This window comes from Geodermatophilus sp. SYSU D00703, assembly GCF_054050155.1.
The window spans coordinates 66,274-92,127 of the sequence record NZ_JBJGYU010000016.1; the positions used below are offsets into that span (position 1 = coordinate 66,274).

The following is a 25,854-nucleotide window of genomic DNA, read 5'->3' on the forward strand; positions in this document are numbered from 1 at the left end:
TCACCGCCGAGATCGCGCAGATGCGCCGTCAGGGGTGCGGCCCCCGGACGGCGCCCGGCCTCCCGGCGGTCGTCAGAGCAGGTCCAGTGACCGGGCGCGCAGGACCGCGTCGTCCCGCGACTCGGCGCCCAGCTTGCGGTAGATCGACCGCAGGTGCGTCTTCATGGTGTTCGGGCTGACGAACAACGACCCGGCCATCTCCCGTTGCGACATCGTCGTCGGGAGCAGCGCTAGGACGGCCAGCTCCCGCTCGGTGAGCGGCTCGGTCAGCGCCGCGGCGGACGGACGGACCCGCCGGGCGCGCTGCTCGCGGCCGAACCAGTCCCGGACGGTCGGCCCCGGGTCGGCACAGTCGCGGAGCGCCGCGGCGGCCGCGTCCAGCCAGCGCACGGCATCTGCCCCGCCGTCCGGACCGGTGTGACGCGCCGCCTCCGCCGCGGTGACGAAGGCAGCGGCGCGCTCCACCCGCCCGGCGCCGCGGCCGGCCAGCTCCGCGGCCGCACCGGCGGCGACGGTGGCGTCGTCCCACCGGCCACGCAGCACGGCCAGCCGCGCCGTGGCCAGGGCGGGGAACATGGCGACGAAGTGGGAGCGGACGGCGGCGTCCGCGGCTGCGGCGTCCGCCCGGCCCAGCACCGCCTCCGCCGAGCGCAGATCTCGGGTGAGCACCGCGACCAACGCCTGTGCCCCGAGGGCGTAGATCAGGGCCAGCCGGTTGTCCGTGTCCTCGGCCAGGGCCGCCGCGCGACGCAGCCGCTCGTCGGCCTCCTTCAGCTCGCCCAGCCAGAGCGCGCAGTTCCCGCTCACCAGGTGCTGCACGGTGACGAGGAAGGGGTCGGCGGGCCGGCCCCGCAGGGCGGCGAGCCGCTCCACGGCCCGGGGCAGGTCTCCGGCCTTGAACGCGTGCAGCGCCCGGAGCACCCCGATGTGCACGTCGTCAGCGGCGAGGGAGTCGGCGGCCGCCAGCGCCGCACCGGCGTCGTCGAGCCGTCCGCGGTCCATGTGCAGCCAGACCCGGGCGACCGTGAGTCGGGGGTCGGCGGCCAGCTGCGCGGGGGGCAGCGCGTCCAGCCAGCCCTGGACGGTCTGCAGATGGCCGAGGTTGAACTCCGACCGCCACGCCTCGGCGATCAGCGCGCCCGCGAGTCCGAGGTCCGACGACGCGATGGCGTGCCCGATCGCCTCACCGGACCTCCCCTGGTCCCGGAACCACTCGGCCGCCCGCCGGTGCAGCACGGCCGGATCCGCGAGCCGGGAGAGGTCGAGCTCGTACCGCAACAGGTCGCGGAACAGCTGGTGGTAGCGGAACCACCGGCCCTCGTCGTCGAGCGGGCTGAGGAACAGGTTGGCCCGCTGGATCTCGTCCAGCAGCCGGGCGGCGTCGTCCCGACCGGTCACGGCATCGGCCAGCGGCGCGCACAACCGCGGCAGCACCGACGTCTGGAGCAGGAACTCCCGCAGCCCCGGTGGCAGCGAGCCCAGCACCTCCTCGCCGAGGTAGTCGACGATGTGCCGGTCCGCGCCGGTGAACCGGTCGATGAAGTCCACGCGGGCCGGCCCGTCGGCCCGGTCGGCGAGACGCAACGCCGCCAGCTGCAGCCCGGCCGCCCACCCCTCCGTCCGGGCGACCAGCCGCTCCACCTCGTCGGCGGAGAGCTCGGGCACCGCGGCGCGATCGAGCATCCGTGCCGCCTCCTCGGCGGTGAAGCGCAGCTGCTCGGCGCGGATCTCGACCAGGTTCCCGGCCACGCGCAGCCGGCTCAGCGACAGCGGCGGATCGGTCCGGGAGATGACGACGAGGTGCAGCGTCCCCGGAGCGTGGTCGAGCAGGGCGGCGACCGACCGGTGCACCGGCGGGCTGCCGAGGACGTGGTAGTCGTCGAGGACGAGCACCCGGTCGCCCCCGGTGTCGGCCAGCTCGTTGACGAGCACCGGCAGGACGTCGCGCTCGACGTCGGCGCCGGGGGCGTCCAGCCGGCGCAGCGCGGCGGCACCGACGGAGGCGTCGGCCTGCTGCACCGCCAGGAGCAGGTACCGCCAGAAGCGGGTCACGTCGCCGTCGGCGGCGTCCAGCGAGAGCCAGCCGCTCGGGAGGTCGGCCCTCCGGAGCCACTGTGCGACCAGCGTGCTCTTCCCCCACCCGGCCGGGGCGACCACGAGGGTCACCCGGGCATCCGGGGCTCGCGCGAGCCCGTCGTACAGCCGTGGCCGCTCGATCGGGTGCGTGCCCAGCGCGGGGACGAACAGCTTGGTGGTGATGATCGGTTCGGAGGGGACGCTCTCGCGCGGCAGCCGGCGCACCATCCGGCCGTCCTGCACCGACGCAGGCAGCTGCTCGACCGACGAGAGCCTCATGGCCCTTCCGCTCCCTCCCGGTGCACGCCGTCCCGGGCGCCTCCGTCGGGTCGGGCACCAGCCTGGCAGGCGCGCCGCCGGCTGCGGAAGAGCGGGCGCCTCCACGCGCTGAGGGCGGTCATGGGCTGCCGGGAAGCAGCCACCGGGCGTAGCGCGGCGGTCGTGGTCGGGGTCCGGGTGTAACGCCACCCGTCACGAGCGGGACTGCGGGGCATGACGATGACCGCACCGCAGGTCCTGGTGGCCACGCGGGCGAGCTGGCATCGGGTGGCCGAGCACGTCCTCGCCGCGGGTCAGTTCGCCGCCACGGGCACCATCCGGCTCCGGCCGTGTCCCGGGGGCTTCGCCACCACGGTGGGCCTCGGTGACCGGCAGGTCGCCGTCGTGGGCGACGAGCTGCTGGTGATCCGTGGCAACGCCGTCCGCTCGGAGCACGTCACCACGCTGGGCCGGGCCGCACGCTTCGCCGACGTGGAGCTGGGGCTGTCCGGCAGCTACGCACCCTCCACGTCGGCCGACCCGGATGCGCCACTGCCGATCGATCGGACGGCCGCCCGCCGGCTCGCCGACTGGTTCGCGCTCGGCGACGCTGCGCTGCGCCGCTTCGCCGAGCAGCTCGGCGAGCCGATGATGCCGGTGCTCTGGCCCGAGCACTTCGACCTCGGCATCGCCGCCGGCGCCGTCAACTACGGCGCCTCCCTGGGGGACGAGGCGATGCCGGAGCCGTATCTCTACGTCGGGCCGCACGAGGGACTGCCGTCCGCGGACGCGTTCTGGAACGCCCCCTTCGGGGCCTCGTCCGGCGCGCCCCACATCGTCACGACCGACGACGCCGTCGCCTTCTTCTCGGAGGGACGCCGACAGGTACTCGAGGACAGGAGCGGGATGTGAAGGGTCTGCGGGGCAAGAAGGCGCTGGTCACCGGCGGCAGCTCGGGAATCGGCCAGGCGATCGCCATCCGGCTGGGTGAGGAGGGCGTCGACGTCGCCATCAACTACGTCGGTCCACGGGAGGGCGCCGAGGAGACCAGGGAGGCCATCGAGCACGGCGTCGAGATCTGCATGAAGGAGATGTCGGCTGCGGGCACCCGCCCGATCCTCGTCGCCGCCGACGTCTCCCAGGAGGAGCAGGTAGCCGCGATGTTCGAGCAGGTCCACGCCGAGTACGGCGGGATCGACCTCCTGGTCAACAACGCCGGGATCCAGATCGCGGCAGACAGCGACGAGCTCCCGGTGGCCGCGTTCGACAAGGTGCTCGCGGTCAACCTGCGCGGCGCGTTCCTGTGCGCCCAGCAGGCGGTCCGCTCCTGGCTGTCCGCGGGGGGTGGCGGCAGCATCGTGAACGTCTCCAGCGTCCACCAGGTGATCCCGAAGCCACGGTTCGTCGGCTACTCGGTCTCCAAGGGCGGCATGCAGAACCTCACCCGCACCCTCGCGCTGGAGTACGCCGGCCGCGGCATCCGGGTCAACGGCATCGGTCCCGGCGCCACGGTCACGCCGATCAACCGCTCGTGGATCGACGACCCGGTCAAGAAGCAGATGGTGGAGAGCCACATCCCCATGCGCCGCGCCGGCGGGGCGGAGGAGATGGCGGCGGCCACCGCCTTCCTGTGCTCGGACGAGGCCGCCTACATCACCGGTCAGACGCTGTTCGTCGACGGCGGGCTGACCCTCTACCCGTCGTTCGAGACCACCTGGTCCTCGGAATGACGGCGCTGTCGCATCCGCCGTCCGTCGACGAGCGGACGGCGGGGTGGTTCCCGTCCCGGTGGGGTCCCGACGACGAGGCCGGAGCGCTCAACGAGATCACCCCGGCCGGCGTCCTGGCCGCGGTCTCACTGGTGCGCAGCGGCCGGGTGTTCGACCTCGCTCAGGTGCTGCACGCCGACGTCCCCGCGTTCCCGGGCCGCACGTTCCGGTCGTACCTGACGACGAACTACCACTACGTCAACCGTCGGCGGGCGGACGGCGGCCCGGAGGGCTGGGGCCGGAACTCGGTGAACTGGATCGTCGAGCAGATCACCGCCACCCAGCAGATGGGCACCCACCTCGACGCGCTCAACCACCTGCAGGTCGGCGACCGGACCTACAACGGCCACCGGCTGGCCGACATCGCCGAGGACTGGGGCACCAGCCGGCTGGGCGTCGAGACGCTGCCGCAGATCGTCACCCGCGGCCTGCTGCTGGACATCGCCGCCGTCCGCGGCGTCGACCGGCTGGAGCCGGGCGAGGTCATCACGGTCGCCGATGCCGAGGCCGCGCTGCACGGGCGACCGCTGCACCCCGGGGACGGGGTGCTGTTCCACACCGGCTGGGGCGGCTGGTGGGGCGTGGACGACGACCGGTACTCCGCGGGCGAGCCGGGGCCTGGCCGGGACCTGGCCGAGATGCTGGCCGCGTCCCGCGTCGCGCTGACCGGCTGCGACACCTGGAGCTACGGGCCGGTGCCGGCGGAGGACCCGGCCGAGCCGTTCGTCGTCCCGCAGACCCTCAACGTCCGGCACGGCGTCGTCGTGCTGGAGAACCTGCGGCTGGCCGAGGCCGCCGCCGCCGGGCTGCGCGAGTTCCTGCTCGTGGTCAGCCACGCCAAGCTGCGCGGCGCCACGGGTGCGTGGGTGACGCCGCTCGCGATCACCTGACACCGCGAGGAGAGGCACCATGACCGAGCACGCCGACGTCATCGTCATCGGGTCCGGAGCGGGCGGGGGCGCCGTCACCTGGGCCCTGGCCCCCACCGGCAAGAAGATCCTGCTCCTGGAGCGCGGCGACCATCTGCGCCGGGAGATCCAGAACTGGGATCCGCAGGCGCTCTGGGCCGACAAGCGCTACCACAACAGCGGGCAGTGGACCGACGGCGCCGACGGCCGCCGGTTCTCCCCCAAGCAGCACTACTACGTCGGCGGCAACACCAAGTTCTACGGCGCGATCCTCTACCGCTTCCGGGAGCGCGACTTCGCCGCGGTGCAGCACGTGGACGGCGTCTCCCCGGCCTGGCCGATCTCCTACGCCGATCTCGCGCCGTACTACGACCGCGCGGAGCAGCTCTACCAGGTGCACGGCACGCGGGGCGAGGACCCGGACGAGCCACCGGCGGGCGGTCCCTACCCGTGGCCCGCCATCAGCGACGAGCCCCGGATCGCGCAGCTGCGCGCCGACCTGACTGCTGCGGGCCTGCACCCGTTCTCGCTGCCGAACGGCATCCTGATCGACGAGGCGCAGCCCCACCTGTCGGCGTGCATCCGGTGCGCGACCTGCGACGGCTTCCCGTGCCTGGTCAACGGCAAGGCCGACGCACAGGTCATGACGGTGGAGCCCGCGCTGCGGCACCCCAACGTGACGCTGCGGACCCGGGCACGCGTGGTGCGGCTGGAAACCGATCCCTCCGGGCACAGCGTGAGCCGGGTGGTCGTCGACCGCGACGGGCAGCGGGAGGAGTACACGGCCGACGTCGTCGTCCTCGCTGCCGGCGCGATCAACTCCGCCGCCCTGCTGCTGGCGTCGGCGAGCGACCGGCACCCGGCCGGCCTCGGCAACGGCTCCGGGCACGTCGGCCGGCACCTGATGCTGCACAACAACTCGGGACTGGTCGCCTTCTCGAAGACGCCCAACCCGACGCGGTTCCAGAAGACGCTCGGGGTCAACGACTTCTACTGGTCCGATCCCTTCGACCCGGACTGGGAGTACCCGGTCGGCTCCATCCAGATGAACGGCAAGAGCGACGCCGTCCTCATCGGCTTCGACGTCCCCGACGCGCGGGATCCGGCCGACCTGGCCCGTCACTCCATCGACTTCTGGCTGACCACCGAGGACCTGCCGCTCGACGGGAACCGCGTGACCGTCGACCGGGACGGTGCGATCACGTTGCGCTACACGCGCACCAACGCCGCCGAGGTGAGCCGCCTGCGGATGCGGCTGCAGGGTCTGCTCGACTCGATCCGGTGCGAGCAGGACGTGTACGACAACCGGCAGTACGCGGGTGGCCAACTCGGCATCGGCGGCGTCGCCCACCAGAACGGCACCATCCGGTTCGGGCCCGACCCGGCGACTGCGCCGCTGGACCTGACGTGCCGCATGCACGAGGTCGACAACCTCTACGTCGCCGACTCGAGCTTCTTCGTCTCCAGCACGGCGGTGAACCCGACACTGACGATCATCGCCAACGCGCTGAGGGTGGCCGACGAGATCGCCGGCCGGCTCGGGGTGCGGACCGGCACCTCCGCCGGCCTGCCGACGCAGCGGCAGCCGGATCCCGCTCCCACGCCGGTCCACTGAGCCCCTGGTGGGGAACCGCGTGCTGCCGGGGCCTGACTGAACGGCCCCGGCAGCACCCGTCCGCTCAGAGGTCGAGCGTCACCGCGCCGGTGGGCCGGGCGCAGCAGATGAGGGTCAGCTCCGCTCCGGGCGCCTCGAGCGGCTCGGGGTCGTAACGGACCGCCCCCTCCACGACGGAGGTCTCGCAGCTGTGGCAGACGCCGCTGCGGCACGACCAGCGCACCGGCACCTCGCAGGCCTCGGCCAGCTCCAGCAGGCTGTTCCACCGCAACGGATCGAAGCCCGTGGTGATCCCCGCCCGGGCGAAGGTCACCGGCGGACCGGCTGACGCCGGCGGCAACGGCGGGTGCGCCGGACGACCGGTCGTTCCGCCCGTCGGCTGCGACGACCCGAACGACTCCACGTGGACGGTCTCCGCAGGCAGCCCGAGGACGGCGAGCACCCGCCGTACGTCCAGGGTGAACCCGGCCGGGCCACACAGGTACGCGGAGAACGAGGCGTCGACGCCCAGGCCGGCGAGGGCCTCCCGGGACAGCCGACCGGCGGCGTCCCCCAGTGCCGCGGCCTCTGGGGCCGTGTAGCGCAGGTGCCTGACCGCGGCGGGCATCGCGGCGAGCGCGGCGTCGGCCTCCGCGGCGAAGGAGTGCTCGGCCGGTGAGCGGGCGACGTGCACCCAGACGATGCGCCGCTCGGGACGCGTCGCGGCCTGGGCCAGCAGGCAGCACAGCAGCGGCGTGACCCCGATGCCGGCGCTGATCAGCACCGCCGGTCCCACGTCAGCCGGATCGAAGCCGAAACCGCCCCGGGGGGCCGTCACCTCGACGGCAGCCCCCAGGGGCAGGGCGTGGACGAGAGCGCTCCCCCGGCCTTCCCGCTTGACCGAGATCCGCAGCGCCGGGCCGGGCGGCGCGGAGAGCGTGTAGCTGCGCACGACCGGACCGTCGGCGTCCCTCAGCCGTACGGACACGTACTGACCGGGCAGCCAGGAAGGCGTCGTCCCGCCGTCCCGAGGGGCCAGGTGGACCGACACCACTCGCGCCGACTCGCGGACCACCCGCGTCACCGTGAAGGGGCGGAACCCCGGGTACGCGGGCTCGCTCGCCGCCTGCGGCACCAGACCGGCGTTGCCCGGACGGTCCCGCTCGCTGAGCAGCAGCCGGAACGACTCCTTCCACCCCTCGGCCAGGGCCGGGACCGCCAGGGCCGCGAGCAGCGACGCTTCGTCGCGCGCCGCCGTGTAGAGCATCTGCGACACGCGGCGCACGGTCAGCCGGGCGGGATCGGAGTGCACCACCGTGATGGAGTTCCCCGCGCCGACCTCGCCCTCCCGCAGCACCCGGAGGTAGAACCCCGGGCGGCCGTGCCCGGTCAGCAGCGCCGGCATCCGTGGCTCGGCGAGGCGGATGCCCACCTTGTGGCAGGTGACCCGCGGCTGGGTGACCTCGAAGAGGGCGTCGCCGATGGCCAGCCGGTCACCGACGCAGACCTCGTCGTCGGCCAGCCCCTCGACGGTGAAGTTCTCCCCGAAGGTCCCGTGGTCGGGCAGCCGGCGGCCGAGGTGGCGCTCCCAGTGGACGTACGACTCCCGCTGGTAGACGAAGACGGCCCGGTGCTCGCCCCCGTGGCCGACGAGATCGGCCTGCGCGTCCCCGTCCACGTTCAGCGTGCGCACCCACCGGCGGCCGGTCACCGGGGTCTTCCAGATCGAGGTCTCGACCTGCCCTCCCCGCCAGGGAACCGTCCGCGGGCGGCCGACGGACACGGCGGCCAGGCGGCCGGAGCGAGTCATCGGCGTGTGGGGTCGGCGGTGTCGATCGGCTCGACGGCGCGCCTCCGGCCGGGCCCGGGGCGGCGCGGCTCGGGCACCGCGGTGCTCGCCGGACGGCCCAAGAGGCCGAGCGCGGCAGCCGGGAAGACCAGCACCGACAGCAGCCCGGCGAACACCAGGGCCGCGGCCGTGGTGGCCGGCAGCCGGCCGGTCCCCGTGCCGATCTGCGCGGCGGTGACCAGGAACGGCAGGGACGTGGCCTGCAGCAACCCGGCGGCGAGAGACCCCGCCCGTCCGAGGGAGCGGCGGTACAGCACCGCGGGCAGACCCCGGACGACGAGCAGGGCCAGCAGGAACACCGGCACCTGCAGCAGCGCCGTCGGTTCCTCCAGGAGGCCGCGCAGGTCCAGCCGCACCCCGCTGCTCACGAAGAACACCGGGATCAGGAACCCGTAGCCGATGGCATCGAGCTTCGCGCGGAAGCGGGGGTGGCTGGAGGAGTCGCGGTCGAGCAGGCCCACGAGCGCACCGGCGAGGAAGGCGCCCAGGATGGTCTCCAGCCCCAGCCGCTCGGCGAGCGTGACCAGGGCGACCAGCAGCAGCACCACCAGGCGGATCCGGATCTCGGCCGTGGTGTCCTGCAGCCGGACGAGCACGTCGCCCACCCGCATCGACATCCGCACCCGGCCGGCGCCGACCGCCAGCACGACGACGAGGATCCCGAACCCGGCGAGGACGACCGCCGTCGTCCCGGCGCCACCGCCGGACGCGGAGAACAGCAGCGAGAGCAGCACGATCGCCGCGAAGTCGGCCACCGACGCCGCCGCGATGACGGTCTGCCCCACGGCGTCCCCGGCCCGGCCGGCGTCCTTGAGCACCGGGACGACCAGCCCGAGCGACGTCGCCGTCAGCGCGATGGCCAGGAACAGCGGCGCCGACGTCCACCCGACGGCCTGCGCTCCGAGCCCCACCAGCACGGCGAGCACGACGCCGACCGCGTAACCGAGGCCGGTGACGGCCAGCAGCCGCCCGCGCAGCCGGCGCAGGTCGATCTCCAGCCCCGCGAGCATCAGCAGGAAGGCCAGCCCGAACAGGGCCAGCACCTGTACCGGGAGATCGGCCTCGACCCAGCCGAGGACCGACGGGCCGAGCAGCACCCCGGCGACGATCTCCAGGACCACCGAGGGGACGCGCAGCCGTGGCGCCCATCCCACCGCCAGCGGGACCGTCGCTGCGACGGCGGCGACGATCAGCAGGTTCGTGAAGCCGAGATCGGGCACCGAGGGCCTCCAGACCAGGTCAGAGACCGGCCGCTTCGAGGGCGTGCAACCACACCTCGGCGACGGTCGGGAAGGCCGGGACGGCGTGCCGCAGCTCGCTCAGCGACAGCCGCCCCGCGACCGCCACCGCGGCCGAGTGCAGCAGCTCCTGGACGCCGCTGCCGGTGATGGTGGCGCCCACCAGCACGTCGGAGGCCTCGTCGACCACCAGCCGCGTCGTGCCCTCCAGCCCGTCGCCGAGCACGTACGAGCCCGGCACGTCGCCGGTGCCGACGTCGAAGACCTTGACGACGATCCCCCGCTGCTGGGCCTCGGCCGCGGTCAGGCCCACCGCGCACACCTGCGGATCGGTGAACGTCACGCGGGTCACGGCGTCCCGGCTGGCGCGGTCCCGGACGTCCCGCCCGGCGATCACGTCGGCGGCGATCCGGGCCTGGTACTTGCCCATGTGGGTGAGCGGCGCGAGTCCGGTGCAGTCCCCGACCGCGTACAGCCAGCCGCCGGGAACCCCGCTGGCACGGAGCCGGTCGTCGACCCTGACCGGCCGTCCGGGTTTCAAGCCCACGCTGCCCAGCCCGAGGTCGTCGGTGCGCGGGCGGCGACCGGTGGCCACCAGCACCTCGTCCGCGGTGACCTCCTCGCCGGTGCTCAGCGTTGCCCGCACCGGCCCGTCAGTGCCGTCGCGCCGGATGGCCGCCACCCGCGTGTCCACGTGCACGACGATGCCCTCCCGCTGGAAGGCCGCCCGGACCTCCTCGCCGGCGAACGGCTCCTCGCGGGGCAGCAGTCCCGGGCCGGCCTCGACCACCGTCACCTCCGCCGCGCCCAGCCGGGAGAACGCCTGGGCCAGCTCCAACCCGACGGCGCCCCCGCCCAGCACGAGCAGCCCTTCCGGCACCTCCTTCGCCGCCGTGGCCGCCCGGTTGTCCCAGGGCCGCACCTCGGCCAGCCCGGGCACCGGCGGGAGCACCGCGCCGCTGCCGGTCGCGAGGACCACCGCGCGCCGGGCGACGACCTGCGGACCACCCTCGACCCGCACCCGGCGGATGCCGGCGAGCCGCCCGGTTCCCCGGAGCAGCCGCACGCCGTGGTCGGCCAGCCAGCGCACCTGCCCGTCGTCCATCCAGCCGGAGGTCATCTCGTCCCGGCGGGCGAGGGCGGCCGACACGTCGACCCGACCGGTCACGGCCGCCCCGGCGCCCGGCACCCGGGCGGCCGCCGCCAGCACGTCGCCCGGTCGGAGCAGGGTCTTGCTCGGGATGCACCCCCAGTAGGAGCACTCTCCGCCGATCAGCTCGGCCTCCACGAGCACGGTGTCCAGACCTCGGCCGGCGCACCGGCCGGCCACCACCTCTCCCGCCGGACCTCCTCCGATCACGACGACGTCGACCTCGAGTGCTGCGGTGCGGAACTCGGACATCGGGCCTCCTCGGACTCGTTGCCGTCGTCCACCCGCACCCGCCCGGCGTTACGCGTAACGGTGGACCGGTCGGCGGGACGTAGGGAACGAGACCCACTGACCTCCGGGAGACCCTCATGAGCTCCACCCCCATCGCCGACCACGCCTTCCTCTCCGACCGCCACTCCTGCGCTCTGGTCGACCGGGCGGGCACGGTCGTCTGGCTGTGCTTCCCGCGCTTCGACGGTCCGTCGGTCTTCGCCGCGCTGCTCGACGACGACGCCGGCCACTGGTCGGTGCAGCCGGAGGCGGAGTGGACGGCGACCCGCCGCTACGCCGGGCGCTCGCTGGCTCTCGAGACCACCTTCCGGACGGCGGAGGGCGAGCTGCAGGTGACCGACGCGCTGGGTCTGGGGCCGGACAACGAGGGGCACCGGCTCGGGAGCGACGTCCCCCACGTCCTGGTCCGCCGGCTGGCCTGCACCTCCGGTGAGCTCGACGTCCTGGTCGACTACCGGCCGCGGCCGGAGTACGGATTGATCGCGCCACTGCTGTCGCACGTGGACGGCGGGGTCGCCGCCCGGGGCGGGGCGGACTGGCTGGTGCTCACGCTGCCCGGTGGGGCGACGCTGGAGGACGGGCGGGCGCGGGCACGGCTGCACCTGCGGGCCGGCGACGTCGTCCACGTGGCGCTGCAGCGCAGCACACTCGGCGACCCGGTGTCCGCACACGTGTGGTCGCAGCAGGAGCTGACCGATCTCCTGGACCGGACCCTGACGTCGTGGGAGTCCTGGTGCGACCTGCACCAGGCGTACGACGGGCCCTGGGCCGATCTGGTGCACCTGAGCGGACGCGTGTTGCAGGGGCTGTCGTACCAGCCCAGCGGCGCCGTGGTCGCCGCCGGCACGACATCGCTGCCCGAGGGTGTGGGCGGCGAGCGGAACTGGGACTACCGCTACGCCTGGGTGCGCGACGCCAGCTTCACGATGGAGGCGCTGTGGGTGGCCGCCTGCCCGGACGAGGCGGAGGACTTCTTCGGGTTCATGACGACCGCGGGCGCCGGCGGCATCGGCCCGGACATGTCCCTGCAGATCATGTTCGGCGTCGGCGGTGAGCACGACCTCAGTGAGCGGGACCTCGGGCACCTGCGCGGCTGGCGCGACAGCCGGCCGGTGCGGGTGGGCAACGGCGCGTGGAACCAGCGCCAGGTCGACGTCTACGGGGAGCTGCTCGGGGCGGCCGCCCGCCTGGCCGACCAACTGCCGGCGCTGGACGACGAGACGCGGTGGTTCCTCGCCGCGTGCGCCGACACCGCCGCCGTCCGCTGGCGGGACGCGGACCAGGGCATCTGGGAGGTGCGCGGCGAGCCGCAGCACTTCCTGTACTCCAAGGTCATGTGCTGGGTGGCCCTCGACCGGGCGATCGCCCTGGCCCCACAGCTGCGCTGCGAGCACCGCGTCGACGAGTGGGCGAAGGTCCGTGAGGAGATCGCCGACACCGTGCTGGAGCGGGGCTGGAACGAGGAGGCGGGCGCGTTCACCCAGTACTTCGGGTCCACCGCGCTGGACGCCTCCAACTTGATGCTGCCGATCGTCGGGTTCCTCCCAGCCGACGACCCCAGGATGCTGGCCACCATCGACGCGATCGCCGAGCGGCTGACCGACGAGCGTGGCCTCGTCTACCGCTACCGCACGGACGACGGGGTCGACGGCCTCGCCGGAGAGGAGGGCACGTTCCTGCTGTGCACCTTCTGGCTCGCCCAGGCGCTCGCGCTGTCCGGCCAGGCGGAACGAGCCAGCGAGGTCTTCGAGCGGGCCGTCTCGTACGTCAACGACCTCGGCCTGCTGGCGGAGGAGGTCGACGCGGTCACCGGCGAGCAGCTCGGCAACGTGCCGCAGGCATTCAGCCACATCGGCCTGGTCAACGCGGCATGGGCGATCGACCAGGCCCAGCGGGGTCGATGATGAAGATGGTCGACGCGGAGGTCCTCCCCGTGCTGCTGCACGCGGACCTCCCCGCGCCGACCCTCGCGGCGCCCGATGCCGAGGACGCGTACCCGGGCGCCGCACGGAGAGGAGGCCAGCGTGGGTGAGCCGTCTGTGCCACGACCGACCGCCGGACGGGACGACGTGGAGATCGCCTGCCGGGAGTTCGTGGAGCTCGTGACCGACCACCTCGAGGGAACCCTCCCCGAGGAGGTCGAGCGCGCGATCGCCGCGCACCTCGAGTTGTGCGAGCCCTGCCGGATCTACCTCGACCAGGTCCGCACCACCACCACCGCGCTACGGACGCTTCCTCACCCCTCGCTGCCCCAGCCCGCCCGCGAGAAGCTGCTCGAGGTGTTCACGGCCCTGCATCCCGACGCGCCCGGGGACCGTCCGTAGGCGTCGGTCGATCGGATCGACGCCGGCGCGCAGCGCGAGGTGAACCGAGCGGCCACGGCAGCCGCCCGCCCGAGTCGCGGCCACGCACGCGCAGCAGACCGCACAACCGGTCGCATCCATCCGCGGCACGAGTCCCGAGGGTGTCCGACAGCCGCGTCCAGGGGCTCACCGGTGCGCTGCTGCCGAGGAGCAACGAGGCGCCAGGAGTGGATCATGAACACGTACGACCCGGCGGACTACATCGTCTACGTCTCCATGGACAAGGGGCGCACTCCATCCGTGCTGGGTGGACCGAGCGACGTCGTGGAGAGCCGCCTGCCGGAGGGATATGCGAACGCGTCTCCGAAGACGCGGTTGCGGCGTGGCGCTGCCGCCCAGCCGTCCTGGTCCGATCGGCCGGCGCCTCCCCAGCCCGTGCCGGCCACCCTCGCGAAGCTCGCCCGATGACTCACCGCCCGACGCTCCTGGGGCACCTGCGGTCGACGCCGCGAGCGCGGACAGGCCGTGATCAGCCGCGACCCAACGGGTAGGTGTCGCCTCGTGCCCCTTCCGCGCCCGCCCCTGGCGGTTCGGGTGGTCGTCATCGGCATCCTCGTCGTGTTGTTCGTTGCCGCGCTGGTCCTCCTCGTCCGCTACGGGCTGCACCGGTTGGGGCAGCGGCTGCGCGGCCGTACCCGGTAGCAGGCCCGGCCCGGAGCCCTGTCGCAGGTCGCCCAGTTCGTTCAGTTGTCGCTGCCCGCGGCGCCGCGCAGCTGCTCTGGCCGCAGGCGCTGCTCGACCAGGTCGATGGCGACGTCGTCGGCCGTCCGTCCGGCCGCGTAGGCGTACCCGCGCAGCACCGCCAGCGCGTCCGGTGCCGGCGCCTTCAGCGCCAGGATGAGCATGCCGACCGCCGTCCACACCCGCCCTCTTCGCCGCGCGTCCGGGGTGTCCGACCAGGTCGGCATCTCCGTCGGTGTCCACACCGACCAGTCGGCGGCCGCCTCCAGCTCGCCGGCAACCAGTTCGGCGACGCACCGCGCCTCGAAGACGTCGACGGCCGTGGCACCGCCCGGGTCGGCGCTGTAGAGGTCGATCGCGCCCACGCCCTTCAGCCGTCCGGGCAGGGACAGGGCGAGGACGCTGCGCAGCGGGGTCCCGGTGATCAGCAGGTCGTGGAACGCCGGCCACCGGCGGGCCAGGATCTCCTCGGTGGCGAACACCGGCAGCCTGGAGTCGGCGGCGAACATGCACGGCCCGTTGCCCGTGGTGAACTGCAGCCGCTCGGCGGTGGCGGCGACCTCGCTGCTTGCTGCCAGGGGGGTCCGCAGGCCCGAGTCCCCGTGCATGCTCAGCCCGACCCCGTCGACGGGGAGCACGGCGGCGGCGGCCTGCGCCAGCCGGACCGGCAGGAGGTCCGGATCATCGCCGGAACCGCCGGCGGCAGCGTCCAGCGCCTCGAGGAAGCGGGTTGCGACGTCCACGGCCGCCTCCTGCGACGTCCGGGTTGAGCGAGGCTGCATCCCAAGGCCCCGAGCGGTGACCGATCGGTGCCCGCGCTGTCCCGTCGCAAACGCGCCCGCCGTCGGTTGGATCGGGCCCGGCATGGCAGGGGGACGGCACTGTCGCGCCCTCCGAGCCGCGCTGTCACGACGTCGTCCTCATGGTCTCCAGCCACGACGCCGACCACGCCCGCCCGCCGCTGGTGGACCGCTCCGCCGGCGGCGAGCCGTACCTCGTGCTCGATGACGGCGCCGCGGTCGAGGACCGCCACCGGCGCGGCATCGAGGCCCGCGGCACGCCGGTGTCCCCCCGGAGGACACGGGCGTGGGGCACCCGCCGCGCCCGGCTGCTCGCGTGCCGCTGGACCGGGCCCTTCGACCGTGGAGAGCGGAGCTCGTGGCGCGCTACGGTCGGTCCGTGCCCGGATCCGCGACCTCGTTCGTCTGCCCCCGGCTGCCGAGCAGCCGTGCGGGCGCCGAGGTCTGCCGGTAGCCCGAACACGGAGCCGTCGGCCGGGGGTGAACCCACCACCCACCGACACCCCGAGGGGACTCCGTGACCATCCTGCTCTCCGCCCGTGACCTGCACGCCGCGCTCGAGCTGCGCGACCTGTCCGACCCCACCGACGGCCCGCACGCCGTGCAGCTGCTGCTCGAGGACGTGCTCACCGCCCTGACCGACGCGTGGCCCTGCACCCTCGACGTGCAGCGCCCCCGGCCGCTGGTGAGCGTGGAGGACAACTACGACCGCCTCGGCTACGCCACCGAGGACATCACCCGGGATGCCCGCTACAGCCGCTACGCCGCCGAGACGGTCATGCTGCGCAGCCACACCAGCGCCGGCGTCCCGCCCGCCCTCCGCGCGCTCGCCGCCAGCCATGCCACCGACACCGAGGTCGACGTGCTGCTGGCGCTGCCCGGCCTGTGCTACCGACGCGACAGCATCGACCGCCTGCACGTGGGCACCCCGCACCAGGTCGACCTGTGGCGCATCGCCACCGGCACCGACGGAGGGCGGCTGGACGAGGACGACCTGCAGCAGATGATCGAGCTGCTCGTCGACGCCGTCCTCCCCGGGGCACGCTGGCGCACCCAACCCGCCCGGCACCCCTACACCAGCAGCGGCCGGCAGCTCGACGTCCACACGCCCACCGGCTGGGTGGAACTCGCCGAGTGCGGCCTGGCCGCCTCGCACGTCCTCGCCGGCGCCGGCCTGGACCCCGATCACTGGAGCGGGCTGGCCCTGGGCATGGGCCTGGACCGGGCAGTGATGCTGCGCAAGGGCATCGACGACATCCGCCTGCTCCGCTCGACCGAGCCGCGCATCGCCGCGCAACTGCTCGACCTGGACCCCTGGCGGCCGGTGTCGTCCCTACCGCCGGTGCGCCGGGACCTGTCGATCGTCGTCGACGCCCCGGTCGACGCCGAACTGCTCGGCGACACGGTCCGCGCGACACTGGGGTCCGCCGCCGACGATCTGGAATCGGTGACCGTCGTGACCAGCACCGGCCACGCCGACCTGCCGGCCGCCGCCCGTGACCGACTCGGCCTGCGCCCGGACCAGGTCAACGTGCTGCTGCGCCTGGTGCTGCGCCCGCTGTCGGGCACCCTGACCGACCAGCGGACCAACGAACTCCGCGACGAGGTCTACGCCGCCGTCCATCGCGGACCGCACCGGGAATGGGCGGCCCGCTGACCGACGAGCTCCGTCCAGACGGCGATGCGCCGCTCGCCCCGGACCTCCCGAGCGGCGGTCCGGGGCGAGCGTCAGCCGGTCGGTCGCGCATGGCGCCAGCGATGGCGCCCCGGCGCCTCTCTCGCGTTCGCCCGCGGTCGAGGTGCCAGGCCCCATGTCCGGGGGCCGCCGAAGCGCTCCCAGGCCTTCGTGCTCCTGCCAGACCTGCCGCGGCGGCCCCCGCCAGGAATAGCGTCGGTCGGTGCTCGATCCCGGGACGCTCCGCCGGCAACGACTGCGCAACGTCGCCCAGGCCATCCTCCTGCTCGGCGGGCTGGTCCTGACCGCCGGTGTGCTCGCCTGGCTGCTCTTCGGACCGACCGGCCTGCTGTGGGCGCTCGTCATCGGCGCCGTGCTCGGCGCACTGCGGCCCAGGGTGCCGACGCGGACCCTGCTGTCGATGTACGGCGCGCAGCCGCTGGACCTCGGCACGGCCCCAGGGCTGGTTCGGGTGGTGCAGGAACTGTCGAGGCGGGGCGGGCTGGCGAGGACGCCGACTCTCTACTACGTGCCGAGCACGATCCCCAACGCCTTCGCGGCCGGGCGCAGGGACGACGCGGCGATCGCGGTCAGCGACGGGCTGCTGCGCATCCTGACCGCGCGCGAGGTGGCCGCCGTCCTGGCGCACGAGGTGAGCCACGTGCGGTCCGGGGACACCACGGTCATGAGCCTGTCGGACACAGTGGGCCGCTTCGTCCAGGGACTCGCGTATGTCGGCGTCCTGTCGATCTTCGTCACGCTGCCGATGACGCTCGGCGGCGACCCGGGGCTGCTCCTGCTCTCCCTGGTCCTGATCGCCCTGCCGAGCGTCGTGACCCTGCTGCAGCTGGCGCTGTCCCGGACCCGGGAGTACGACGCCGACCTCGAAGGGGCGACGCTGATCGGGGATCCGGAGGCCCTCGCCTCCGCCCTGGAGAGCCTGGAGCGCCGCGCCGGCCGGATCTGGGAACGACTCATGGTGCGGCGCGGCCGGGTGCCGGATCCGCTGTTGCTGCGCACTCATCCGCCGACGGCCGAGCGCACCCGGCGCCTGCGTGCGCTCGTGCCGCTCCAGCCGCAGCGGATGCTGGGCGACGACGGGCCGGCGCCACCGCCGGTGGACGTGCCGACCCTCGTGGGCCCACCGCGCTTGCGGTTCCCCGGCATCCGCTGGTGAGCGACCTGACCGACGCGCCCAGCGTGTCGGCCCGTCGCCCGGGGCTTCGACGGCCACCGCCCGTCGAATCGCAGGTGCCCGCTCACCGCCGGTGTGTCTCGTACATCCGCACCGCGACGACGAGAGCCGAGCCGGCGCTGACGGCCGCGGCGACCCAGACGGCAGCGTGCAGACCCGTGAAGTCGGCCACGACGCCCCCGAGGACCGCGCCGACGGCGTAGCCGAGGTCGCGCCAGACCCGGTAGACGCCCACGGCGCGGCCCCGCCAGGCCGGGTGGGCCACGTCACCGACGACGGCGAGCAGGGTGGGATAGACCATCGCGGTGCCGGCCCCGAGCAGCACGGTGCCGGTGGCCCAGCCGGAGAACCCGTGCGAGGCGGCGATGACCGCCAGGGCGGCGGCCTGGGTGGTCATGCCCGCGGTGATCAGGCGCTTGCGCCCGAAGCGGTCGGACAGGGCGCCGGTGATCAGCTGACCGGCGCCCCACACTCCCGGGTAGAGGGCGAACAGCAGGCCGATCTGGCCCACGGGCAGATCGGCGGTGGCGAACAGCAGCGGGAACAGCCCCCACGACAGGCCGAAGTTGAGGTTGTTGACCAGCCCGGCCTGGCTGGCCGAGGACAGCGCGGGCTCCTTGAGGCTGGTCTGGGCGAGGATCTGCCGGTCGGTGAGGTCGGCGTGCAGGTGGTCGTGGATGCCGTCGGCGCGGGGCGTGTGCTGCCCGGCCTCCAGGTGGGCGTGACCGCTGGTCTCCTGGACGAACACGCCGGACAGCAGCAGGGCCAGAGCGGTGTAGGCGATGCCCAGCAGGAACGGCGCCGGCCGCAGCCCGAAGTGCTCGGCCAGGTAGCCGGCGACCAGGGAGGTGACGGCGACCGCGCCGTAGCCGGCCGCCTCGTTGAGCCCCATCGCCAGGCCGCGCTGCCGCGGGCCCACCAGGTCGATCTTCATCACCACGGTGGTCGACCAGGTCAGCCCCTGGTTGACACCCAGCAGCACGTTCGCGGCCACGACCCAGCCCCAGTTCGGGGCGGCGATCAGCATCAGGGGCACGGGGACGGCGAACAGCCACCCCGCCAGCAGCACGGGCTTGCGGCCGTAGCGGTCGGAGAACGTGCCGGCGAACCAGTTGGCGGCCGCCTTCGTGATCCCGAACGCGGCCACGTAGGTGAAGACGAACGTGTAGCCGGTCAGCCCGAACTCGTCCTCCGCGAGCAGCGGCAGCACCGTCTGCTGCTGGCCGACCATGCCGCCGACCAGGGCGTTGACCGCGACCAGCAGCGTGAACTGGGCAGCGTTGGCGCGCAGCCCCAGCCGGATCGGCGCCGACGTACCGGCGGTCACGACCCGGACGCCAGCGTCCGGCCGCTGCCGCGGGCCCAGTCGTCGGGGCCCCCGACGAGCACGGCCAGGTCGCGGTGCCCGGCGCGCTCCAGCAGGCTGGCGGCGCCCGCCGCGCGCTCACCGTGGCCACACATCACGACGGTGGGCTCGGTCGGCAGGTGTCCGGCGACGGTGGCCAGCCGGCCGAGCTCGACGTGCTCGGCGCCGGGGACGTGACCGGCGGCGAACTCCGCGTCCTGCCGGACGTCGAGGATCCGGCACCCGCCCAGCTGACCCGGTGCTGCCAGCTCGGTGCTGGCGACAGGCCGCCCGGTGGCGAGCCAGGCGACCATCCCGCCCTCGAGCACGCCGACCAGCTGCTCGTAGCCGATCTTCACCGCCTGCCACACGGCGTCGGCCAGGTCCTGGTCGGGGTTGGCGACGAGCACCACCGGCCGGTCCGGGTCGACCAGCCAGCCCAGCCAGGTGGCGAACTGGGCACGCAGCGGGATCGACAGCGCGCCGGGCACGTGCGCCCGGGCGTAGTCGGGCACCGGCCGGACGTCGACGACGAGCGCCCCGTCGGCGCACAACCGCTCGACGTCGGCGACCGGCAACGAGGGCAGCCATCCGACCGATGCGGTGTCCAGGATCGCCGGCCCTCGGCGGTTGACCTCGCCGAGCCGCCGGAAGTACGCCGGGTAGGAGCCGAGGCTGCCGGTCAGCCGGGCGACGAAGGAGTCCTCGTCGGCCGTGGCCAGCAGCGGGTTCGTCGCCAGCTCCCGGCCGATGGTGCTGCTGCGCGCCGCGCCGGGTGGGGCGGAGCAGAACGAGCCCGCGCCGTGCGTGGGCCACACCGCCACGTCGTGGGGCAGCGTGGCCAGCCGGCGCAGCGAGGCGTACTGGGCACGGGCCAGCTCCTCGGTGCGCTCGGGGTCGACCAGGTCGGTGCGGGCGGCCGCGCCGACGATCAGCGACCCACCGGTGAACACCCCGACCGGGCGGTCGCCGTCGGCCAGCAGGTAGGCCAGGTGCTCGTCGGTGTGCCCCGGAGTGCCCAGCGCCCGCAGTGTCAGCCCGCCGAGGTCGATCACGTCGCCGTCGGCCAGCCCCCGGTGCGGGAACTCGCGGTGGCCGGCGGCCGAGGCGAGGACCTGCGCGCCCTCGTCGTGGGCCAGCTGGACCGCGCCGGTGAGGAAGTCGGCGTGCAGGTGGCTGTCGCCGGCGTAGGCGACGGTGAGGCCGCGCTGCCGTGCGGCGGTGTGTACCGCGCGGAGGTCGCGGGGCGCGTCGACGACCAACGCGCGGCCGTCGCCGAGGTCGACGAGCCAGGTGGTGTTGCCCAGGCCTTCGTCCACGAGCGGAACCGGTTCCGGCGCCATGCCCCCTCCCTGTTCAAGGGATCTCTTGAACGATGTCCCGACGTCCGTACAGTGTCAAGCGACCCGTGGACGAGAGGCAGCATGGGCAGTCGGCCGGCGAAGGACGCGCTGTACGACGCGCTGGCGTCGGTGGCGAAGGCGCTGGGCAGCGGTCGCCGGGCCGAGCTGGTGGACGTGCTCGCCCAGGGCGAGCGCAGCGTCGAGGAGCTCGCCGGCGAGATCGGGCAGACGGTCGCCAACACCAGCCAGCACCTACAGGTCCTGCTGCGCTCCGGGCTGGTCCGCACCCGCCGCGACGGGCCCAGGGTGTACTACTCGTTGGCCGGTGAGGCCGTCGGCGTCCTGTGGCGAGCCACGCGCGAGGTCGCCGGCGCGCACGTCGCCCGGATCGACGAGCTCGCCACCGCCTACCTCGGCGACCGCTCCCAGCTGGCCGAGATCAGCCGCGAGGAGCTGCTGGCGCGCATGCGCGACGGGGAGGTCGTCGTGCTCGACGTCCGCCCGCCGGCCGAGTACGCCGCCGGCCACCTGCCCGACGCGGTCAACGTCCCACCCGACGAGCTGGAGAACCGGCTGGCCGACCTGCCCGCCGGCCAGCCGGTCGTCGCCTACTGCCGCGGCCCGCTGTGCGCCTACGCCGACACCGCCGTCCGCGCGCTCACCGCCACCGGGCGGCCCGCGCTGCGGCTGGTCGACGGGCTGCCCGAGTGGGCCGCCGCCGGCCTGCCCGTCGTCCGGGCCTCGGCGTGACCGTAGGTGGCCACGATCGGCGGCACCTCAGCCGCCCTCGGCGAGCAGGGTGGCGTAGCGGTCCAGGTACAGCGGCCAGCCGGCGTCGTCGGCGACGCCGTCGCGGACGGCCTCCCAGCCGGGACCGTGCCGGTCGAGGTGGCGGTGCTCGAGCTCCACCCGGGTGCGCTCCGGGGACTCGGCGACGAACCGCACCTCGACCTCGCTGGCGTTGTCCGGGTCGGCGACCAGCTGCCAGTCCGGCCCGATGTCCCAGCTGAACACCACCCGGTCGTGCGGCTCGTAGGCCAGGATCCGCGCCCAGCGGCACTCGCTGCCGTCCTCGGCGACGTCGACGATGTGGCCGCCGACCCGCGGCTCGAACACCGTCCTCGCGATCGGCGAGGCCATGATGTTGTGCTCGCGCGGCTTGAAGTCCCCGAAGCCGGCGGTGAACACCTCGAACGCCCGCCGCTGCGGCACGGGGACGACGATCTGCTTGCGCACGGCGGCGGTGGCTGCCTGGGTCATGGCCTCTCCTGTCCTGGTCCTCCGGTGACGTCCTGCTCCCCGCAGACGTCCGGTGCGTCGGCGGGGTCGGCGACGTCGGGGGAAGCGACGACGTCCTGGTAGCCGGCCAGCGCCCGGTTCCAGTAGGTGTCCAGCTGGTCCCGCAGCGCGGCCACCCCGGCCGGGTCGAGCCGGTAGATGCGGCGGGTCCCCGCCACCCGGTCGGTGACGAGGCCCGCCTCCTTCAGCACGCGCAGGTGCTGGCTCACGGCGGGCCGGCTGATCGGTAGATCCCCGGCGAGCTCGCCGACTGCTCGTGGCCGCTCGGCGAGGCACTCGACGATCGCCCGTCGAGTGGGGTCACCCAGCGCGTTCCACGCCTCGGCGGCTCGGTAAGCGCTCACGAACGGTAAGCGTCGACGAACGCGGCTCGGCCGTCAAGAGCCGTCGCGACGACGACCTGCGCATCCCCCCACGACCTCGGTGGGGAGAGGCGGCGTCGGCGCGGCGAGCGTCGAGCGCTTCGGCGCAGCGGTCAGCCGGGTCCACCCCGTGCCTGCGCATGTCGGAGAGGGCGTACCGCAGGTCCCGCGCGAGCGAGAACTGATGCGGGTCCGACCCAGCCGCGCCGAGTGCCTGACCGGCGGCCACGAGTGGTCCAACGCTGGCCTCGCCCAGCACTCGTCCTCGGGCAGCCACGAGCCTGTCTCCTGAGCCTCGCCTCGACCGCGGCGGGCGGCCGTGGGTCAGCCGGCGGAGGCGGGCTGCAGGGGCAGCAGCAGCTGGTCCAACGGCATCCGGTCGCGGACAGCGGTCTCTCGGCTGGCGAACGGCTCGGGCAACTGCAGCGCGTCGTCGCGGCGGCCGATGGCCAGCACCACCAGTGGCGTGACCTCTCCGGGTGCTGCCAGGAGTGCGGCGACCCTGTCGCGGTCGAAGCCGCCGAGCTGGTGCACGGCCAAGCCCTCGTGCTGGGCCTGCACCGACAGGTGCGCCACCGCCTGCCCGGTGTCGTAGATCGCCCACGGCCGGGCCGCGCCGTCCGGGCCGGTCGTCTCGGCCGCGGCGACGACGAGCGCGGAGGCCGCGTGCGCCCAGGCTCGGTTACCGGAGGCCAGCGCGTCGAGCAGGGCGGCGTACTCGGCGTCTCCCCGCAGTGCGACGGCGAACCGCCACGGCTGGGTGTTCGACGCGCTGGGCGCCCAGCGGGCGGCCTCGAGCAGCGCGGTGAGCTGACTGGCCGAGAGGTCGTGCCGGGGGTCGAGGGCGCGGGGGCTCCACCGCTGGGCGAGCAGCGGGTGCAGCGGCGCGTCGGTGGTCGCGGCCTTCGAGGAGGCGGAGGTCGTCGCGGAGGCAGTCGTGGCGGTCATGGCGTCCGTTTCGGGGAGCAGCCGACGAGCGGCGGATCGGGGCGAGCGGTGGGTCGCCGCTGTGCGAGGACCGCTGCGCACAAGCAACTTGATGCTTCAACCATTCCGACCCGGAACGTGACGACCGGCACGCACCGGTCCGACCGGCCGGTGACCACGATCACCGGTCACTCCCGGTCAGCCTGCCGCCGCCCGCTGCTACGGTCGGGACAGCGAAGGGGAGTAGCCCCCAACGACGCGGTCGACACACTGACGGGCCTCAGCGCCCGTCCGGCCGCGCGGCCTGGCTCCGGCGAGGCGGGCGAGACCTTCGACCCAGGCAGAGCACTGCCGGGTCGAGGTCTCGCGCCCCGGCCCGGCCGGACCCGAAAGGCCCCTCCCCCGTGGACGCCGTCCTCCTCAGCACCCTCGTCTCCTTCGGCGTCATCTTCGTCGCCGAACTGGGCGACAAGTCCCAGCTCATGGCGCTGACCTTCGCCACCCGCTTCACGATCTGGCCGGTCCTCGTCGGCATCACGATCGCCACCGCGATCGTCCACCTGGTGTCGGTCGCCATCGGCTACGGCCTGGGCGCCACCCTGCCCACCGGCTGGATCAACCTGGCCGCCGCCATCGCGTTCATCGTCTTCGGCCTGTGGACCCTGCGCGGGGACACCCTCACCGAGGACGAGCAGGACAAGGTCAACCGCGCCGGCAAGCGCGCGATCATCGCCGTGGGCACCGCGTTCTTCCTCGCCGAGCTCGGCGACAAGACCATGCTCGCCACCATCACCCTGGCCACCGACCACGGCTGGCTGGGCACCTGGATCGGCTCCACCCTGGGCATGGTCGCCGCCGACGCGCTGGCCATCGTCGTCGGCATGGCCCTGGGCAAGCGGCTACCGGAGAACGTCATCCGCATCGGCGCCGCCGTGCTGTTCTTCGTCTTCGGCATCTGGCTGGGCGTCGAGGCCGTCGCCGAGCTGGCCTGACCGGCCGGGCGGGGTGCGGACCGCTCAGACCGCCCGCACCCCGCCCTCGGCCGCCGGCGACCCGCCAGCGATCTGCCGGCGGTGCCCGGCGGCGCGCTCCCACAGCAGCAGCGGAGCGCCCCACGCCACCACCAGCACCAGTCCCAGGACCACAGCGGCCGGCACCGGCGCGCCCGAGGCGGCCAGGGCGACCAGGTAGGTCAGGGTGAAGGCGGTGCGGGCGATCTGAGCGGTCGACGGTGCGCGCATGGCGAGGTCCTCCCGGAGCGGGTGGGAACGGGTTGCTGCTGCGCCGGTGCCCGCCCAGTGTGGCCCGGCCAGGCCAACCCGTGGCCCGCCCGAGCCATCGGCCTGCATCCCGCGAGCGCGTGCCGCGGCCAGGCCGTCCACGTGCGGCATGTCGAGGTCCGTCAGGACCACGTCAGGCCGGCTTCGTTCCACCGCTGCGGCGACGTCGCGGACGAGCCCGTGGTCACCGGCGATCAGCGCCGGGCTCACCCTCCTGCGGTCAGCCAGCGGCGGCTCGCCCCTCGGGTCGGGGCTCGTCGTAGCGGGTGTAGGTCGCGGCCATCGACCCGGTCGGGTCGAGTCGGGCGAGGAGCGCGTCGCCGATGGCGGCGAGCTGGTCGATCTGTTCGTCGGTGAGCGCGTCCATGACGTGCCGGCGGACGTTGGCCACGTGGCCCGGGGCGGCGTCCTGCACCTTCGCCCACCCGGCCTCGGTGAGCCGGGCGTTGGTCGCCCGGCGGTCCTCCGGACACGGGAAGCGCTCCACCACGCCACGGACCTCGAGGCGGCTGACGACGTGCGACAGGCGGGGCAGCGTGGCGTTGGTCTGCCGGGCGAGCTCGGTCATGCGCAGCGTGCGGCCGGGTGCCTCGGACAGCATCGCCAGCACGTAGTACTCGAACTCGGTCACGTCGGCGTCCCGGCGCAGCTGCGCGTCCAGGACGCCCGGCAGCAGCTCGAGGACGCCGCGCAGGCGGACCCACGCGCGCAGCTGGCGGCGGTCGAGCCAGGGGGTGTCCACGGTCACATCCTCACCCTGAATGGTTGTCGCGACAAGTTCGCTGGTGCATGATGGTGGTTGTCGCAACAACTAATCCCTCGACAGGAGTAGCGACATGGCACACGTGAGCGTCATCGGCACCGGGAACATGGGTCAGGCCATCGCCGGCGTCGTCAGCAGGAGCGGCAACACCGTCGAGCTGATCGGCCCCCGCGACACCGACAAGCCGGTCACCGGCGACGTCGTCGTCCTCGCCGTCTACTACAGCGCCGTCGCCGACCTCGTCGCCCAGCGCGGCGAGCAGCTGGCCGGGAAGGTCGTCGTCGACATCACCAACCCGCTGGACGTCGAGACGTTCGACTCCCTCGTCGTTCCGGCCGACGGCTCCGCCGCCGCCGAGATCGCCGCGGCGCTGCCTCGGTCCTGCGTCGTCAAGGCGTTCAACACGAACTTCGCCGCCACCCTGGCCTCCGGCACCGTCGGCGACCAGCCCACCACGGTCCTGATCGCCGGCGACGACGCCGACGCCAAGTCGTTGCTGGCCGGCATCGTCACCGGCGCCGGCCTGCGCGCCGTCGACACCGGCCCGCTGCGCCGCGCCCGCGAGCTGGAGGCGCTCGGCTTCCTCCAGATCGGCCTGGCCGCCGGCGAGAAGATCGCCTGGACCTCCGGTTTCGCCGTCATCGCCTGACGACCCCGCACCACGCCGGCCGGCGTAGGGGCGGCGCTC

Annotated in this window: 25 protein-coding genes; 13 read left to right on the plus strand and 12 right to left on the minus strand. The window is 74.0% G+C overall.

Annotated features, from left to right (window positions below):
* Positions 1–72: 72 nt before the first annotated feature.
* On the minus strand, positions 73–2,355 hold the full coding sequence (locus tag ACI782_RS16010; protein ID WP_456910914.1) for a LuxR C-terminal-related transcriptional regulator: 2,283 nt from the start codon (positions 2,353–2,355) through the stop codon (positions 73–75).
* Positions 2,356–2,568: 213 nt separating this feature from the next.
* Between ACI782_RS16010 and ACI782_RS16015 the strand changes: the two genes are divergently transcribed.
* From ACI782_RS16015 to ACI782_RS16030, 4 genes are read left to right on the plus strand one after another with little or no spacing between them, the layout of a single operon-like run.
* Positions 2,569–3,246, plus strand: coding sequence for a hypothetical protein (locus ACI782_RS16015; RefSeq protein ID WP_456910916.1), 678 nt, complete (start codon positions 2,569–2,571; stop codon positions 3,244–3,246).
* Positions 3,243–4,064: a glucose 1-dehydrogenase gene (locus ACI782_RS16020; protein WP_456910918.1), complete on the plus strand. Its 822-nt coding sequence runs from the start codon at positions 3,243–3,245 to the stop codon at positions 4,062–4,064. The genes ACI782_RS16015 and ACI782_RS16020 overlap by 4 nt, the downstream gene beginning before the upstream one ends.
* Complete coding sequence (locus ACI782_RS16025) at positions 4,061–4,993, plus strand: cyclase family protein (RefSeq protein WP_456910920.1); 933 nt, start codon at positions 4,061–4,063, stop codon at positions 4,991–4,993. The genes ACI782_RS16020 and ACI782_RS16025 overlap by 4 nt, the downstream gene beginning before the upstream one ends.
* A gap of 19 nt (positions 4,994–5,012) precedes the next feature.
* Positions 5,013–6,626 (plus strand): GMC oxidoreductase, encoded by a 1,614-nt coding sequence (locus tag ACI782_RS16030; protein ID WP_456910922.1) that lies wholly within the window; start codon positions 5,013–5,015, stop codon positions 6,624–6,626.
* Positions 6,627–6,690: 64 nt separating this feature from the next.
* Here the strand turns inward: ACI782_RS16030 and ACI782_RS16035 are convergent, their stop codons facing one another.
* From ACI782_RS16035 to ACI782_RS16045, 3 genes are read right to left on the minus strand one after another with little or no spacing between them, the layout of a single operon-like run.
* The gene (locus tag ACI782_RS16035) at positions 6,691–8,415 is read right to left on the minus strand and encodes an MOSC domain-containing protein (RefSeq protein ID WP_456910924.1); all 1,725 of its coding nucleotides are present in this window, start codon (positions 8,413–8,415) and stop codon (positions 6,691–6,693) included.
* A complete protein-coding gene (locus tag ACI782_RS16040) occupies positions 8,412–9,674 on the minus strand; it encodes a cation:proton antiporter (RefSeq protein ID WP_456910926.1) in 1,263 nt (420 codons plus the stop codon). Before ACI782_RS16040 ends, ACI782_RS16035 begins: the two co-directional genes overlap by 4 nt.
* Positions 9,675–9,693: 19 nt before the next feature.
* The gene (locus ACI782_RS16045; protein ID WP_456910928.1) at positions 9,694–11,094 is read right to left on the minus strand and encodes a dihydrolipoyl dehydrogenase family protein; all 1,401 of its coding nucleotides are present in this window, start codon (positions 11,092–11,094) and stop codon (positions 9,694–9,696) included.
* A gap of 116 nt (positions 11,095–11,210) precedes the next feature.
* Here ACI782_RS16045 and ACI782_RS16050 point away from each other — a divergent pair, with 116 nt between their 5' ends.
* The 4 genes from ACI782_RS16050 (at position 11,211) to ACI782_RS16065 (ending at position 14,138) form a co-directional block, all read left to right on the plus strand.
* Positions 11,211–13,037: a glycoside hydrolase family 15 protein gene (locus ACI782_RS16050; protein WP_456910930.1), complete on the plus strand. Its 1,827-nt coding sequence runs from the start codon at positions 11,211–11,213 to the stop codon at positions 13,035–13,037.
* A gap of 120 nt (positions 13,038–13,157) precedes the next feature.
* Positions 13,158–13,457 carry a zf-HC2 domain-containing protein gene (locus tag ACI782_RS16055; protein WP_456910932.1) on the plus strand — a complete coding sequence of 100 codons (300 nt, stop codon included), beginning with the start codon at positions 13,158–13,160 and terminating at the stop codon, positions 13,455–13,457.
* 213 nt (positions 13,458–13,670) lie between these two features.
* Positions 13,671–13,904 carry a hypothetical protein gene (locus ACI782_RS16060; protein ID WP_456910934.1) on the plus strand — a complete coding sequence of 78 codons (234 nt, stop codon included), beginning with the start codon at positions 13,671–13,673 and terminating at the stop codon, positions 13,902–13,904.
* 93 nt (positions 13,905–13,997) lie between these two features.
* Complete coding sequence (locus tag ACI782_RS16065) at positions 13,998–14,138, plus strand: hypothetical protein (protein WP_456910936.1); 141 nt, start codon at positions 13,998–14,000, stop codon at positions 14,136–14,138.
* Positions 14,139–14,179: 41 nt separating this feature from the next.
* Here ACI782_RS16065 and ACI782_RS16070 read toward each other — a convergent pair whose 3' ends face one another.
* Complete coding sequence (locus tag ACI782_RS16070) at positions 14,180–14,920, minus strand: ANTAR domain-containing protein (protein WP_456910938.1); 741 nt, start codon at positions 14,918–14,920, stop codon at positions 14,180–14,182.
* Between the two features lie 574 nt (positions 14,921–15,494).
* Between ACI782_RS16070 and srmL the strand changes: the two genes are divergently transcribed.
* Both srmL and ACI782_RS16080 read left to right on the plus strand, forming a co-directional pair.
* A complete protein-coding gene (gene srmL / locus ACI782_RS16075) occupies positions 15,495–16,634 on the plus strand; it encodes a PheS-related mystery ligase SrmL (protein WP_456910940.1) in 1,140 nt (379 codons plus the stop codon).
* A gap of 241 nt (positions 16,635–16,875) precedes the next feature.
* Entirely contained in the window at positions 16,876–17,829 is a 954-nt protein-coding gene (locus tag ACI782_RS16080) for a zinc metalloprotease HtpX (RefSeq protein ID WP_456910942.1), read from the plus strand.
* Between the two features lie 82 nt (positions 17,830–17,911).
* Here the strand turns inward: ACI782_RS16080 and ACI782_RS16085 are convergent, their stop codons facing one another.
* On the minus strand, positions 17,912–19,174 hold the full coding sequence (locus ACI782_RS16085) for an MFS transporter (RefSeq protein WP_456910944.1): 1,263 nt from the start codon (positions 19,172–19,174) through the stop codon (positions 17,912–17,914).
* Entirely contained in the window at positions 19,171–20,535 is a 1,365-nt protein-coding gene (locus ACI782_RS16090; RefSeq protein ID WP_456910946.1) for an MBL fold metallo-hydrolase, read from the minus strand. Before ACI782_RS16090 ends, ACI782_RS16085 begins: the two co-directional genes overlap by 4 nt.
* Before the next feature lie 81 nt (positions 20,536–20,616).
* Between ACI782_RS16090 and ACI782_RS16095 the strand changes: the two genes are divergently transcribed.
* Positions 20,617–21,285: an ArsR/SmtB family transcription factor gene (locus ACI782_RS16095; protein WP_456910948.1), complete on the plus strand. Its 669-nt coding sequence runs from the start codon at positions 20,617–20,619 to the stop codon at positions 21,283–21,285.
* A 27-nt stretch (positions 21,286–21,312) separates the two neighbouring features.
* Here ACI782_RS16095 and ACI782_RS16100 read toward each other — a convergent pair whose 3' ends face one another.
* The 3 genes from ACI782_RS16100 to ACI782_RS16110 form a co-directional block, all read right to left on the minus strand.
* The gene (locus tag ACI782_RS16100) at positions 21,313–21,795 is read right to left on the minus strand and encodes an SRPBCC family protein (RefSeq protein WP_456910950.1); all 483 of its coding nucleotides are present in this window, start codon (positions 21,793–21,795) and stop codon (positions 21,313–21,315) included.
* Positions 21,792–22,178, minus strand: a complete 387-nt coding sequence (locus tag ACI782_RS16105; RefSeq protein WP_456910952.1) for an ArsR/SmtB family transcription factor — start codon at positions 22,176–22,178, stop codon at positions 21,792–21,794. The genes ACI782_RS16100 and ACI782_RS16105 overlap by 4 nt, the downstream gene beginning before the upstream one ends.
* A 342-nt stretch (positions 22,179–22,520) precedes the next feature.
* On the minus strand, positions 22,521–23,144 hold the full coding sequence (locus ACI782_RS16110; protein WP_456910954.1) for a nitroreductase family protein: 624 nt from the start codon (positions 23,142–23,144) through the stop codon (positions 22,521–22,523).
* A 383-nt stretch (positions 23,145–23,527) separates the two neighbouring features.
* Between ACI782_RS16110 and ACI782_RS16115 the strand changes: the two genes are divergently transcribed.
* Positions 23,528–24,115, plus strand: coding sequence for a TMEM165/GDT1 family protein (locus tag ACI782_RS16115; protein ID WP_456910956.1), 588 nt, complete (start codon positions 23,528–23,530; stop codon positions 24,113–24,115).
* A 24-nt stretch (positions 24,116–24,139) separates the two neighbouring features.
* Here ACI782_RS16115 and ACI782_RS16120 read toward each other — a convergent pair whose 3' ends face one another.
* Together ACI782_RS16120 and ACI782_RS16125 are read right to left on the minus strand one after the other, a co-directional pair.
* Positions 24,140–24,364 (minus strand): hypothetical protein, encoded by a 225-nt coding sequence (locus ACI782_RS16120; protein ID WP_456910958.1) that lies wholly within the window; start codon positions 24,362–24,364, stop codon positions 24,140–24,142.
* Positions 24,365–24,623: 259 nt separating this feature from the next.
* Positions 24,624–25,145: a MarR family winged helix-turn-helix transcriptional regulator gene (locus ACI782_RS16125; protein ID WP_456910960.1), complete on the minus strand. Its 522-nt coding sequence runs from the start codon at positions 25,143–25,145 to the stop codon at positions 24,624–24,626.
* Between the two features lie 94 nt (positions 25,146–25,239).
* Here ACI782_RS16125 and ACI782_RS16130 point away from each other — a divergent pair, with 94 nt between their 5' ends.
* Positions 25,240–25,815, plus strand: coding sequence for an NADPH-dependent F420 reductase (locus ACI782_RS16130; protein ID WP_456910962.1), 576 nt, complete (start codon positions 25,240–25,242; stop codon positions 25,813–25,815).
* Positions 25,816–25,854: the final 39 nt, after the last annotated feature.

What these genes read in the sequence shown, in the direction of transcription:
- ACI782_RS16010 (WP_456910914.1), bottom strand. Translation starts at nt 2,355, where the DNA reads ATGAGGCTCTCGTCGGTCGAGCAGCTGCCTGCGTCGGTGCAGGACGGC.
- ACI782_RS16015 (WP_456910916.1), top strand. Translation starts at nt 2,569, where the DNA reads ATGACGATGACCGCACCGCAGGTCCTGGTGGCCACGCGGGCGAGCTGG.
- ACI782_RS16025 (WP_456910920.1), top strand. Translation starts at nt 4,061, where the DNA reads ATGACGGCGCTGTCGCATCCGCCGTCCGTCGACGAGCGGACGGCGGGG.
- ACI782_RS16030 (WP_456910922.1), top strand. Translation starts at nt 5,013, where the DNA reads ATGACCGAGCACGCCGACGTCATCGTCATCGGGTCCGGAGCGGGCGGG.
- ACI782_RS16035 (WP_456910924.1), bottom strand. Translation starts at nt 8,415, where the DNA reads ATGACTCGCTCCGGCCGCCTGGCCGCCGTGTCCGTCGGCCGCCCGCGG.
- ACI782_RS16045 (WP_456910928.1), bottom strand. Translation starts at nt 11,094, where the DNA reads ATGTCCGAGTTCCGCACCGCAGCACTCGAGGTCGACGTCGTCGTGATC.
- ACI782_RS16050 (WP_456910930.1), top strand. Translation starts at nt 11,211, where the DNA reads ATGAGCTCCACCCCCATCGCCGACCACGCCTTCCTCTCCGACCGCCAC.
- ACI782_RS16060 (WP_456910934.1), top strand. Translation starts at nt 13,671, where the DNA reads ATGAACACGTACGACCCGGCGGACTACATCGTCTACGTCTCCATGGAC.
- ACI782_RS16090 (WP_456910946.1), bottom strand. Translation starts at nt 20,535, where the DNA reads ATGGCGCCGGAACCGGTTCCGCTCGTGGACGAAGGCCTGGGCAACACC.
- ACI782_RS16095 (WP_456910948.1), top strand. Translation starts at nt 20,617, where the DNA reads ATGGGCAGTCGGCCGGCGAAGGACGCGCTGTACGACGCGCTGGCGTCG.
- ACI782_RS16100 (WP_456910950.1), bottom strand. Translation starts at nt 21,795, where the DNA reads ATGACCCAGGCAGCCACCGCCGCCGTGCGCAAGCAGATCGTCGTCCCC.
- ACI782_RS16110 (WP_456910954.1), bottom strand. Translation starts at nt 23,144, where the DNA reads ATGACCGCCACGACTGCCTCCGCGACGACCTCCGCCTCCTCGAAGGCC.
- ACI782_RS16120 (WP_456910958.1), bottom strand. Translation starts at nt 24,364, where the DNA reads ATGCGCGCACCGTCGACCGCTCAGATCGCCCGCACCGCCTTCACCCTG.
- ACI782_RS16130 (WP_456910962.1), top strand. Translation starts at nt 25,240, where the DNA reads ATGGCACACGTGAGCGTCATCGGCACCGGGAACATGGGTCAGGCCATC.